General features: G+C 38.0%; 13 protein-coding genes. 1 reads left to right on the top strand and 12 read right to left on the bottom strand.

The features are described from left to right. Positions 1 to 224: 224 nt before the first annotated feature. From RHP56_RS01420 to RHP56_RS01410, 3 genes are all read right to left on the bottom strand, one after another. Positions 225 to 1,091 (bottom strand): ROK family protein, encoded by an 867-nt coding sequence (locus RHP56_RS01420; protein ID WP_010292015.1) that lies wholly within the window; start codon positions 1,089 to 1,091, stop codon positions 225 to 227. Positions 1,092 to 1,191: 100 nt separating this feature from the next. Continuing rightward, entirely contained in the window at positions 1,192 to 2,457 is a 1,266-nt protein-coding gene (locus RHP56_RS01415) for a glycoside hydrolase family 32 protein (protein WP_011679177.1), read from the bottom strand. Positions 2,458 to 2,509: 52 nt separating this feature from the next. After that, a complete protein-coding gene (locus RHP56_RS01410) occupies positions 2,510 to 4,471 on the bottom strand; it encodes a sucrose-specific PTS transporter subunit IIBC (protein ID WP_102753420.1) in 1,962 nt (653 codons plus the stop codon). 159 nt (positions 4,472 to 4,630) lie between these two features. Here RHP56_RS01410 and RHP56_RS01405 point away from each other — a divergent pair, with 159 nt between their 5' ends. After that, a complete protein-coding gene (locus RHP56_RS01405) occupies positions 4,631 to 5,596 on the top strand; it encodes a LacI family DNA-binding transcriptional regulator (RefSeq protein WP_036089636.1) in 966 nt (321 codons plus the stop codon). A gap of 346 nt (positions 5,597 to 5,942) precedes the next feature. Here the strand turns inward: RHP56_RS01405 and RHP56_RS01400 are convergent, their stop codons facing one another. The 9 genes from RHP56_RS01400 to tmk all read right to left on the bottom strand — a co-directional run bounded on the left by RHP56_RS01400 (position 5,943) and on the right by tmk (position 13,408). Next, complete coding sequence (locus RHP56_RS01400; protein ID WP_085775736.1) at positions 5,943 to 6,110, bottom strand: FeoB-associated Cys-rich membrane protein; 168 nt, start codon at positions 6,108 to 6,110, stop codon at positions 5,943 to 5,945. 14 nt (positions 6,111 to 6,124) lie between these two features. Continuing rightward, positions 6,125 to 8,239, bottom strand: a complete 2,115-nt coding sequence (feoB, locus tag RHP56_RS01395; RefSeq protein WP_011679174.1) for a ferrous iron transport protein B — start codon at positions 8,237 to 8,239, stop codon at positions 6,125 to 6,127. 3 nt (positions 8,240 to 8,242) lie between these two features. Beyond that, on the bottom strand, positions 8,243 to 8,716 hold the full coding sequence (locus RHP56_RS01390) for a ferrous iron transport protein A (RefSeq protein ID WP_010286710.1): 474 nt from the start codon (positions 8,714 to 8,716) through the stop codon (positions 8,243 to 8,245). A gap of 197 nt (positions 8,717 to 8,913) precedes the next feature. Further along, entirely contained in the window at positions 8,914 to 9,906 is a 993-nt protein-coding gene (galE, locus tag RHP56_RS01385) for a UDP-glucose 4-epimerase GalE (RefSeq protein WP_002815920.1), read from the bottom strand. Between the two features lie 28 nt (positions 9,907 to 9,934). After that, the gene (locus tag RHP56_RS01380; RefSeq protein WP_462794714.1) at positions 9,935 to 10,666 is read right to left on the bottom strand and encodes an acyl-[acyl-carrier-protein] thioesterase; all 732 of its coding nucleotides are present in this window, start codon (positions 10,664 to 10,666) and stop codon (positions 9,935 to 9,937) included. Position 10,667: 1 nt separating this feature from the next. Then, positions 10,668 to 11,537, bottom strand: a complete 870-nt coding sequence (gene rsmI, locus RHP56_RS01375; RefSeq protein WP_011679172.1) for a 16S rRNA (cytidine(1402)-2'-O)-methyltransferase — start codon at positions 11,535 to 11,537, stop codon at positions 10,668 to 10,670. Position 11,538: 1 nt separating this feature from the next. Then, on the bottom strand, positions 11,539 to 12,441 hold the full coding sequence (locus RHP56_RS01370; protein WP_102753414.1) for a DNA polymerase III subunit delta: 903 nt from the start codon (positions 12,439 to 12,441) through the stop codon (positions 11,539 to 11,541). Continuing rightward, positions 12,441 to 12,770 (bottom strand): cyclic-di-AMP receptor, encoded by a 330-nt coding sequence (locus RHP56_RS01365; protein ID WP_036089617.1) that lies wholly within the window; start codon positions 12,768 to 12,770, stop codon positions 12,441 to 12,443. Before RHP56_RS01365 ends, RHP56_RS01370 begins: the two co-directional genes overlap by 1 nt. Then, positions 12,767 to 13,408: a dTMP kinase gene (gene tmk / locus RHP56_RS01360; protein WP_002815927.1), complete on the bottom strand. Its 642-nt coding sequence runs from the start codon at positions 13,406 to 13,408 to the stop codon at positions 12,767 to 12,769. The genes RHP56_RS01365 and tmk overlap by 4 nt, the downstream gene beginning before the upstream one ends. Position 13,409: the final 1 nt, after the last annotated feature.

Here is a 13,409-nt window from a genome sequence, read left to right as displayed (position 1 = left end):
CGCGGGAGAACGCGACTTGGCTCCCTTTTGCCGTGAGGCTTCGTGTTTCTGATGTGATGCTCATCAGTTATACCGCTTATACTGTCCAATCCTCCAGATCATAAATTTATCGAATGTTACATTTTAATTCAACTAGGCTTGTTGTTTGAGATAACTTGCTTTGTTGATGTTTATAATATAACGTTCTAAAATTAAACTCACGTAAACTGAGGATAAATTGAAAATTAAAGTAATGTTTTTGCCAAATAGAAGCAACCCAAGATGCCGGCATTATCGCCATTAGCAACGGGTACGATGTATTCATCCAAATCAGGAACTGCTAAATAATCACTCATTTGCTCAGCAAAACTTTCGCGAATTAATGGGAATAAGATTTCACGATGAGGTACACCGCCACCAAAAACAATTTTTTCAGGGCGTAAAATCATTGTATAATCAAGGGCTGCTTGCGCAAGATAGAAGGCTTCAATCTTCCAGGCAACATCATCATCTGGAATTTCCTTCGCACTACGTCCCCAACGCTCTTCAATTGCTGGACCAGCAGCTAAGCCTTCCAAACAATTATCGCCATGGAATGGGCAATGACCTTCATATTTATCAAGAGGATGCTTTTGTAAGAAAATATGTCCTGCTTCAGGATGTCCATATCCAGCAACTAACTTGCCACCAGAGACAATTCCTGCACCTACACCAGTACCAACTGTCAAATAAACCATGTTATTAACATCTTTAGCTGCACCAGTTTCAAACTCAGCCCATCCTGCGCCATTAACGTCAGTAGTCCAATAGTAAGGAATATCACGCCAGTCTTTCATTGCACCCAGAAAATCATATCCTGACCACCCGCGTTTTGGTGTATCTAGAACGTGACCATATGTTGTTGATCCCTCTACAATGTCAATTGGTCCAAAAGCTGCAATACCAATTGCGTCGATGTCGTCAAACTTATCAAAAAAAGCGATGACTTGCTCTACTGTTTTTTGACCATCAAGTGTAGGGAATGATGTTCTCTCAACAATATTATAATCGTGATCCGCAACAGCGACCACAAACTTCGTTCCACCTGCTTCAATTGCTCCTAATAAACCCATGATTTAATTGCTCCTTCTTCACGAAATTATCGTGTTTGTGTTAGACGTTAACCAGTTACTACAATTACATTGTAATCGTTTACACAAATATTTTCAATGCTTAAAAATAACGTGCCGTCATGACTGATTGATTATTGTTTGTAAACACTTCAATAATATCTGTGTCAACAATTAATAATGTGTGATTAATATCTCCTACAACCAGCCTTTTTTCAATTTCACCATTTTCCCACTGCCGACGTGATAATATAAGTTGATTTTTGTTTCGAACTAAAGTCATATTTTCACCAAAAGATAATGTCCAATTGTCGTGAGAATCAATTGTATATTGACCTACATTAATAGCACCAAAGTTCGTCAAAGGTTTTGTATGCAAAATTTCTGAAATAGGTGTCTGTGTCAAAAGATTGTCCGACGTCACGTGTAATTCGCGTGGAATCGTTAACACATGAACCCAATTGTTGCTAGCAATCGTTGGAGTCGAAGCTTCACGTTCTGGTGTCATCATACCAGCCCATCCCCACATTATTTTACGGCCCTCATTGGTATGCATGGTTTGTGGCGCATAAAATTCAAATCCCTTGTCAACTTCCTTAAAGGAAGTTTCTGGTTTAAAATGTAACGTCTCTTCATCAAAAGTACCGACAACATAACCTGTGTTATGAATGTTTTGATAGCGATAGTTCTCTTCATCCGCTGGTAATCCTTGCGGTGAAAACATTAAAATTTGCTTACCATCTATCTCAATTAAATCTGGACATTCAATCATATAGCCACGAATATCAGTTAATTCACCTTCAATTAACGAACCATGTAATTGCCACTGACTAAAGTTTTCCGATTCATAAATAAGAATGTCACCTATATTTTCATTTGATCGTGCACCTACCATCAAATAGTATCGCCCGTTTCTCCCCTGCCAAACTTTAGGATCTCTAACATCTTTTGTAAAACCTTCTGGATGAGGGAATAGTTCACCAAGTTTTTCAAAGTGAATCCCATCCTCACTAACGGCCCACATTTGATGAGACGCCACACTCCGGCCAGATTCATCGCGAACATTACCTGTATAGAAGACATATAACTTATCATCTTTAACAAATGCTGTACCAGAATATATTCCAGCTGAGTCCATGTCTGGAAGTGAAGGCTTTAAAGCTGTTTCTAAACGAGTCCATGTTTTCAAGTCGTTTGAAACAAAATGTCCCCATTCCTTATATTTGTGGTTACAAGCATGTGGATTCCATTGGAAAAACACATGATATTGTCCTTTAAAATATATAAGTCCATTTGGATCATTCAATAATCCTTGTGTTGGATATAAATGATATTTTTCAAAATGATTGATGTCATCTTTAATAAACATGAATTATTTTAGTTGCGTATTCTTGATAAATACGTTTTCCCCTTTTTTGTATTTATGCTGGCGCACCAACAGCTGAATCACTAGTTTTTGGTATGGCCGTTATAATCTGATGGCCTGCTTGGATATCATTATCGAAAGCTTCATCTACCGCAACATCATTAAATGCTTTTGTGTTCGTGATAATGACCATAGTTGTAACAGGATATCCAGCTTTTTTGATAGTATTCGTATCAAAGGTACCTAATTTATCACCTTTTTTAACTTTTTGTCCTTGCGTTACAAAGCTTTCAAATCCCTGACCTTCAAGATTAACCGTATCTAAGCCAATATGAATTAATATCTCAACCCCATCATCCGTCGTCAATCCATAGGCATGTTTTGTTTGATAAGCTACTGTAATTTCACCATCGGCCGGCGCGTAAATCGTACCATCACTCGGTTCGATTGCTACACCCTTGCCCATCATTCCAGTTGAGAAAACATTATCTGGGACATCAGCTAACGGTATTAAATGACCTGAAACAGGTGCATCGACCTCAAAACCTGCTTCATGTTCAGTAACTACTGGATTTGCTAGTCTATTACCTGACTTAGAAACTGGCATGTGTGAACGACCGTAAGCTAGGGTTGCTGTAAAAGCAATCACGAATGATAACGCAATGGCGATGAAGAATCCTACCCATTTGTTAGCTGGAATAGCAATAAAGCCAATTATACCAGCTGGTCCCAGCGACGATGACATCACTTGGAACAATCCCATTACTAAGCTTGAAATTCCTGCTGATCCCAGAGCGATGAAAAATGGAAACTTATATTTTAAGTTAACACCAAACATTGCTGGTTCAGTAATACCCAGCATGGCTGAAGCACCTGATGATGAAGCCAATGCCCGTACTTTTTCATCCCCTTTGCTTAAGAAATAAATAGCAAATGTTGCAGCTCCTTGTGCCACGTTAGATGCAGCGGCAATAGGGAAAATGAAATCACCACCTGTTTTAGCAACATCTGCCAACAACTGTGTTTCGATTGCCGGAAAACTCTGATGTAAACCAGTAATAACAATAGCAGAGTAGAATGTACCAAAGACCCCGTAACCAATAAAGCCAAACGTCGTAACCAACCATGTCAAGCTATCAGTAATACCATTAGAGACAATTCGTAATACCGGACCCACAACAATAAATGTGATAAACCCAGTTAATATGATAGACAACATCGGTGTAAACGTAAAGTCAATAGCACCTTTCAAGTGCTTATGGAAAAACTTTTCCAAGTTAGCTAAGATGAAAGCCACACCGATCACCGGTAACACTTGACCTTGATAACCAGCTTGCGCAACTGACAAACCAAACAAGTCCCATGTTGGCATCTTCCCAGTGGCAACCGCTTCGGCAACATTATATCCGTTGACTAAACTAGGCATAACTAACATCATACCAGCAGCTGCTCCGAGAATTTCGTTTCCTCCAAAACGTCTTGTTGCTGTAATTCCTATCAAAATCGGCAAGAATGCAAACGGTGCAGAAGCCATCAGATTGATCATTTCTGCTAAACCTGTGATTTGCGGAAACATTTCAACCAAAGATTTGGCGCCAAACATTCCCTCACCAGTTAGAATGTTATTCAATGCCATCAATAGACCGCCGGCAACCAGAGCTGGAATCAAAGGAACAAATATATCTGACAATACTTTAACCAAATCCATCAAAGGATTTCTTTTTCCTGATTGTGCTGCAATTTTTTTCAAATCGGCAGTTGAAGCTTGCTCAACACCGGTAATTTTAACAAATTCATCGTAAACACCATTAACATCGCCTGGTCCAACAATAATTTGATATTGTCCGTTAGCGTTAAATGTTCCTTTAAGATCGGAATCGTTGTCCAAGGCATCCTGATTGATCTTTTTAACATCTTTGATCACCAATCGTAAACGCGTAGCACAATGTGCAGCGGCTACAATATTGTCCTTGCCGACAGCATCGGCAATACGCTTTGCTACTTTATTATGATCCATTTTGCTGCTCCTCTAAATTTCTTTAAGTTTTTTGGAACCGTTTCCATTTATTTATAAACTAATTGTAACCGCTTTCAAAAATAATTGCAACCTCCTTTTTAAGTTAAATATTACAAGTTAATGACAACGCTTTCATTGCGTTCATGGTAATATGTGTCTATGGAAAAAAAATTGACAATAACTGATATTGCTAATATGGCTCAAGTAGCAAAAAGCACTGTCTCCCGCTATTTGAATGGCGGACCGGTCAGTGCTAAAACACGTGAAAAAATAAACAAAGTTGTTACCGAAAATAATTACCAGCCCAATACCTTTGCGCAAAGTTTAAAACAGAAAGTCAATCACACGATAGGTGTGATTGTGCCTCGGCTCGATTCATCCGCCCAAGTTGAAATGCTCCGTGGGCTAGATGATGCAAACGAAAATGATACTTTCTTGATCGTCAATACCTATCAATCGACTAAACGTGAGCTCGCTGCTATTGAAAAATTACGTACACAAAATGTTGGTGGCTTGATTGTTTTAACAGCTAATTTAAACGACGAGTTACGTAACGCATTAACTGAATTTGATGCACCAGTAGTTATCCAAGGACAAGAAGAACCTAACTTTCATCGCGTAGTCATGAACGATCTGCAAGCCGGAACTGTTGTCGGTGAATTTGCTGCATCACTGCATCCTCAAAATACTTTACTGTTAAAAATTGATGAAACAATGGATTGGGCCATTGGTCATGATCGTTTTCTCAATATTAGAAAAAAACTGTCAACTAGCAAGGTGACTGTCGTTGATTCAAAGTTCAGCATAGCAGAAGCAAAAGTAGCCGCACAACAAGCGATGCAGTCCCAAAATTTTGATTTAATTATTGGCGCGACTGATCGCATCACAATCGGTGCTCTTCAAGCTGGTTTAGCAACTGGACAAAATGCCCAATATATTGGATTTGGTAGATCCGATTTAAGTACGACCGTTACACCAAACTTAACTAGCTTTGAATATGATTTTTACCAAACTGGGAAAAAAATTTATGAACTGTTTTGTACTGTACGCGATACCAACCCATCTAACACTATACGTACTGTGTTAGATGGTGAACTCGTTGTGCGTGATTCAACAGAGAAATAATCATTTAATGTTCACTTTATCTTCAGTTTACATGAATTTAATTTTAGAACGTTATATTATAAACATCAACAAAGCAAGTTATCTCAAACAACAAGCCTAGTTGAATTAAAATATAACAAATAAAAAATCTAAATTTTTGGAGGACTAAAAAATATAAGCAGTATGACTGATGGCGATCACATCAGAAACACGAAACCCCATGGTAAAAGGGAGCCAAGTCGCGCTCTCCCCGCGACTATAAATAAACTTATATTCTCTCCCGAATATACTATTCTCTTCTCTCTCAAATATTCTCTCATAATAAAAAATCCCCGATGAACGCGTTAGTTCATCGGGGTTTCGTGTTTTAATGATGGCTTTTTTTGTTTCTTAACATTTTTGATTGATCGGCAAGCGGACAACCAATGTCGACACAATCATGACAACTACCACTAGCATTTTTCTTAAAAAATTTATTGTATATGACCAACGCAAACAAGATAAAAATAATAGCAGCTATGATAAATGTTGACATATTGACTGACCTTTCTAATACAATTCTAGTTGTTGCGGGCGCTCACGTTTGATAAAAATACCATATAGCATCAACCCAATAGCGATGAATGATAACGCAACAAAGTACCCCGAAACATTACCTTGAATGATTTCACTCACTTGAAAAATACTGAGCGCACACATATAAGCCACAACGGTTTGATAGATTACCGCGCGCCAAGTCCAAAGTGCATCACCAAATTCTTTATACATAGCACCGATGGCAGCAAAACAAGGTGCACATAATAAGTTAAAGACAAGAAACGAATAACCCGCCATAGGGGAATAAGTTTGTCTTAAGGTGCTCATAAATGAGGCAGTGCTTGATGAACCAAAAGTAATGTTTAATGTGCTAACACAATTTTCCTTAGCAATTAGACCAGCAATCACTGCAACGGTCGCATGCCAGTCACCAAATCCTAATGGTGCAAAAATAGGTGCTATAACCATACCTATGTCTCTTAAGATACTGTCGTTTTGATCGACCATTTGAAAGTGAAAATTGAAATTGGACAAAAACCAGATGGCAACACATGACGCAAAAATTATAGTCCCTGCTTTTTTGATAAAGGCATGTGCTTTAATCCACACACTGTGGCTAACGTTACCAATACTAGGCAAATGATAAGCAGGCAGTTCCATTACAAATGGCGTTGGCGGTTCTGAAAAGAGCTTTGTTTTTTTCAAAAAAATACCTGAGCCAACAACTGTCAAAATACTAATAAAATATGATGTTGGTGCAACCCATGAATTTTCTGGAAAAAATGTCCCACTGACCAGCGCAATAACGGTTAACTTAGCTGAACATGGCATAAAAGTCGTTAACATAATTGTCATACGGCGATCACTTTTACTTTCAATCGTTCGTGTCGACATGATGCCTGGTACACCACAGCCTGTTGAAATTAACATGGGGATGAATGATTTCCCTGAAAGATTAAAACGATGAAAAATGCGGTCCATAACAAACGCAATTCGCGCCATGTAACCACAGTCTTCTAGAATACTTAAGCACAAAAAGAGCATCATAATTTGTGGTAAGAAACCTAACACAGACCCAATACCATTAATAAGACCGTCAATAATTAAACTCTTCAACCATACTGAAACATGCAAATACGTTAAAATTGCATTAGCACTATTCGGAATAAAGTCCCCGAATAATACATCATTCACCCAATCACTTCCTATTGTTCCAATGGTTTGGATCGATAAGAAATACACAATCCACATGACAAATATAAAAATAGGTAATGCAAGAATCCGGTTAGTGACTACCATATCAACACGATCACTCATGCTCATTGAAAAATCACTTGTTCGTACTACACACATGTTTATGATGCGTTCTATATAGTCATAGCGTGCATTAACAACTATGCTATCACTGTCATCATTAAATAATTTTTCTGCTGTATCAATTATATTGTCAATTTCAGTTTGCTGCTGTGCCGTTAATTTTAAATGTCCAACTGCTTCATCACGCTCAAAGAGCTTAATCGCATACCATCGCAACTGATCTGCTTCGATAATTCCATCAATCTGTTCTTCAATCATGGATAATGCCGATTCCAACCGCTTATCATAAACTGGATGTGGATAGGTTTGTGGCTGGTCAGTGTTAGCAATAACCTGTTTAGTCAGCTGATTGATATTTTTCTTTTTTAACGCACTAATACTAACAACCGGTACATTAAGCAAATAAGATAATTTTTTGGTATCAATTCGATATTGCCTTTGCTTTACTAGTAAATCCAACATATTCAAAGCCAAAATAATTGGTACACCAGTTTCCATTAATTGCAAACTAAAATAAAGATTACGTTCAATATTTGTAGCATCGAGCACATTGATGATCTGTTCAGGTTTATCATTAATTAAAAAGTTACGAGTGATTACTTCCTCTGGACTATATGCTGATAAGGAATAAGTTCCAGGTAAATCTTGAATAATGATGTCAGGATTATTTTTTAAACGACCTGACTTTTTTTCAACAGTAACGCCTGGCCAATTTCCAATGTGTTGATGCGAACCTGTTAATAAATTAAAGAGTGTTGTTTTCCCACTGTTTGGGTTACCTGCTAAGGCTACTGTACATTGTTTATTCATAGACTAAATCTCTGTTAATACTACTAGTTGTGCGTCGCTTTTTCTTAAGCTTAACTTATAGCCCCTGACAACCAACTCTATCGGGTCTCCTAAAGGCGCTACACGGTCAATTCTAACAACGGTATTTTTTGTAATGCCCATATCCATCAAGCGCTTACGCAGTGCTTTATTACCAAGTATTTTGGCTACTACGCCTGGTTTATTGATGGGCATATCGGATAACGTTTTAAAATGATCCGTGGTAATTTCACTGACTGGTGCTACACTAATTTGACTAGCAATATCATTGCTCACCGCTAAACGTTGCCCTTGAAAATAGATAATCAGCCCTGAAGTATGATCAGGCAAAGAAATTACTTCAATACTTTTCCCCGCTTTAATCCCTATCTCTGCTAGTCGTTTGGTTAAGCGCCGGCTACCAGTCAATTCTCTAATGATGTAAGTCCCTTTTCCAGCTATTTCAGATAACATTTGCATATTTATTTCTCGTTTATCTTTAAATTGTAATTTTTTACGTACTTACAAGTATATTACTTCCCTTTAGATTAATCAATCATTAATTTTAAATTACAATAAACTCATCTTATTTTCGAATAAATAAAAAAATCCTATCAAGGAAGATTCTAAATAACTTAGAATCACTTCTCTTGATAGGATTATATTTAAGAATTATGTTACTTGTCATTATATCCTGATGGATGGTTTTTGTGCCAATTCCAGGCTGTTTTGATAATATCTTGTACATTATCATACTTAGGAGCCCAGCCAAGCACATCACGTGCTTTGTCTGAATTAGCAATCAGAATATCAGGGTCACCAGCTCGGCGGGGGCCAATCTTGGCGGGAATATCAACACCAGTAGCTGATCTAGCTGCTTCTACCATTTCTTTAACAGAGAATCCAGTAGCAGATCCCAAGTTAAATTGGTTTGAATCGTTTCCATCGGCTAAATACTTCAATGCCAAAATATGAGCATCAGCCAAATCCAACACATGGACATAATCACGAACATTGAAACCGTCAGGAGTATTGTAATCATCACCAAACATCTCAATATATTCACGTTGACCTAAACCGGCTTGCAAAATAATTGGTACTAAATGTGTTTCAGGCGCGTGATCTTCTCCAATTGTACCATCTTCGGCAGCACCAGCTACGTTAAAGTAGCGCAATGCAACCCACTTAACACCATCCGCTTGATCAGACCAAGCCATGATTTTTTCCATCATTAACTTTGACTCACCATAAGGATTAATTGGTCGTTGCGGATCTGTTTCTTTAATAGGAATATTAACAGGATTACCATAAGTAGCTGCCGTTGACGAGAACACAATTTGTTTAACATCGTGTTCTTTCATCACTTCTAGCAAAGTAATCATACCACTAGTATTATTATCAAAGTACTTTAGTGGGTTTGCTACAGATTCTGGAACAATTGAAAAGGCTGCAAAGTGAACAACTTGTTCGATATTTTCTTTGTCAAACACTTCCGACAATGCTGTCTTATCACGAATATCAACTTGATAAAATTTTGCTTTTGGATTAACCGCTTCGCGGTGCCCCGTAAACAATGCATCAACAACAACGACGTCGCGATCCGCTTCTATCAAACGCTTAACCATGTGTGAACCGATATAACCGGCTCCACCAAGAACTAAAATAGCCATATCTTTTTTTCCTCTACACACTATTATATCAAATTTTCCGCCACTTGAACTCTGCTTCTGCACTTATTACATTTTCCATCATAATGCGATGTTTGGATTTATTATCATTTTGAACTACTTGCGATAAAATCGTGTGTCCAAGCCGAATTTCATTTTCGAATTTTAGATTAATGTACGTGATTTCATGGGTTAACAAATACTCTGGTGCGATAACGTCCTGCATCCATTCAAAATACTTCGAGTTGTTCACATGCTTATTACCATCAATATCTAAGTATCGCACATAATAGTCCCTTTCAGTATATTGATCATCATCTGAAAACTTCTCAGGATTAGGGATTCGTGAAATTTGCTTAACTCTTTTGGCATCATACTGATCAATTATATCTTGTGGTAAACGTGCCATGCGACGATTTGTCATATCTATCATAGTCCAAATAGAATCAACACGAATAATTTCATTATCATTTTCATCTAAAAAGACGAATGGTCGACGAACAAAAAAAGGATTGTATTGTGTAGCAAAGGTCTGAATACGAATTATTTCACCAATTTTAGGACGTCGCTTAATTATTACTTCATATTGTAAGATGATCCAGCCAAGGCCTCGACCTAAATGGAAGTCCTGCCCCACGCCAAGTTCATCACTCTGACATTTAGACGCTAAGACAGCATAATTTAAAATCATTGGTAAAGATAATTTTTGTGTTGTATCAGCTTCATAATATTCAACACGTCTTTTTATTTCATACTTTTTCATACTACTCTATCTCGTGATAGTCCGCATATACTGCTTGTCTATCAAGGCCTCGTTCCTTTGCTATTTGTTTTATTGCTGCGTTAGGCTTTAAGCCCTTTTTAATCAGTGCTGATACTGCTTCTTGGACAGTCAGTGCAATACTGTTATCTGGTTCAGAAATTTCTCCATGAAAGCCATCAATCATTACTACAAACTCACCACGAATTTCATTTGATTGCGACCACGAAACTAGTTCATCAATAGTTCCACGAATAAATTCTTCATAGCGTTTTGTTAGCTCTCGTGCTAAAACAATACGACGCTCATCACCCATTACTTTTTGGATATTTACTAGAGTTTGCTTTAATCGATGTGGTGATTCATAAAAAATGACTGTATCCCGCATTGTGGATAACTGCTGTAATTCTGCCAATTGTTCACTATTTTTACGTTGTAAGAACCCATAAAAATAAAACGGTTGCGGCACTAAACCACTGGCAATCAATGCTGTCACACCAGCCGTTGCACCAGGAATCGGTACGACGGCTAAGTTTTCAGCCACAGCTGCCGCAACTAATTCTTTACCTGGGTCAGAAATAGAAGGCATCCCCGCATCACTAACTTGTGCTACATTTTTCCCATTTCGTAAATCTGCAATAAGGCCAGGGATTTTCGCCTGCCAGTTGTGTTCATGGAAACTAGTTTGTTTTGTCGTGATTGCAAAATGATTTAGTAACTGTTGTGTGTGGCGTGTATCTTCAGCAGCAATTATATCTACATCGCGCAATGTATCAATAGCTCTTGGCGACATATCTTGCAAATTACCAATAGGTGTTGGAACTAAAAAAAGTGTTCCTGTCTCTTGATTTTCAAAACTTTTTTGTTGCTGCATTTTATTCCCCCAGAGCGATTATGACGTCTAGTGTCATTTTTTCTAACCGTGCTTGTAACGATAGGTTCACTTTACGCAATTTATCGTCAGCAAATACTTCATCACTTGCTTTAACCAATCGATACATATCATAGCGCTGTCGTAATGTTTTATATAGCCCAATTAGATTGGGAAAAGCTAATCGTTCATCGGGAATCTGGCCATAAACAATTGTATCTCTGGCCAACTCATGTAACCAATTTAAAAATAACTGCTGTTGCTTCGTGTCGTTTAATTGACTAATAATCTTTGTCTGCACAAATGCAAATGCTTCAATTCGTCTCTGCATCATAAGCTCAAACCATTTAGACAATACTAATTGGGTCTGCTTTTGCCAATCACCGTCCATTAAATCATCATCATCACTGGCAATAGCTGATGCTAACTGAACTACTTGCGCGCGCGATCTAATCGTCGGTAAAACATCGGACATGTTTTCCGTAAGCATCATAATTAATTGTGGTCCAGCAGGCTCCTCAATGAATTTTAACAAGGAATTTGCTGCGCTTGCTGTGAGTGTTTCAACCGCATCTAAAATAAATATTTTCCGTGGACTTTCAGTGGCTGTTGTTACAAATTCAGGTGTTAAATCACGAATTTGAGCCACTTTTAGTGAAGTAGCTGGCGGAATAGGCGCTGTGATATGTACGTCTGGATGTTCATTCTCAGTAATTCGTAAGGCATTGCGTTCATCAGCATGAACAACTTGCCAAGCTATATAACGCGAAAAAGCCAGTTTTGCGGACTGGCTTGGACCAACAAACAAATATAAATGACTCAACTTATCTTGTTGCAGTAAATCATTAAAATGAGCGAGTTGCGCTGGATAATTTTTTTGTGCAATTGTTGCAAAATCTGGTAACATCAGAACTGTTCAAATGAATCAATACTCTGAGTAAATACCGTCGCACCACCAACTTCAATTTCAATTGGATAAGCACCCGCGTGGTCACCACTAGCATCCAGGCTGATAGGTGGCACCATAAATTGCTTACGTTTCTGTGAAACCTTTTTAATAATTTCCATAACTTCTGGTACACGTTCATCTTCAATGGCAATCATAAACGTTGTGTTTCCTGATCTTAAGAAACCACCTGATGTGGCTAAACGTGTCGCACGAATATTTGCCTTCACAAAAGCATTACTGAGTTTTGTTGTATCTTTATCTTGCACAATTGCTGTAACTAATTTCATGATTTGTCCTCCAGAATTTGGTTGATGAGTATCCGCGTGTCATCAATGACTTTGTTAAGTGGTTGCGTAGCATCTACTATCTTAATTCTATCAGAAAATTCACTTTGAAGTTTTAAATATGTCTCTCGAACCTTCTGATGAAAGGAAATACTCTCTTTATCTAGTCGATCAATTTTACCCTGACGATTCTCATTTACGCGTGCCAAACCAATTTCAACAGGCACATCAAGATAAATTGTCATATCGGGCAATAGACCATCAATTGCGAATTGATTAATTTCCCAAATATTGTCGATCCCAAGGCCACGACCGCCCCCTTGATAAGCAAGTGAGCTATCAACATAGCGGTCAGATATCACAATTTTGTTTTGATCTAATGCTGGTTTAATATTTTCCACGAGATGTTGACGTCGAGCAGCTGTATATAAGAGCGCCTCAGTTCGTTTATCCATGCCATTATCTTCTTCTGGCTGTAAAATCGATCTAATTGCTTCAGAAATTGGATTCCCACCTGGCTCACGTGTAGTTACCAAATCATCGCCAAGTTTAGTTTTTAGTTCTGAAATCAATGCCTCAAGAACACTTGTTTTTCCAGCGCCCTCAGGTCCTTCGAATGATATAAATATTGGTTTTGGCATA

It is taken from the genome of Leuconostoc sp. C5 (assembly GCF_056530425.1).
The sequence above is the reverse complement of the archived record's forward strand: the minus strand, read 5'-3'. Positions and strand labels throughout refer to the sequence as shown.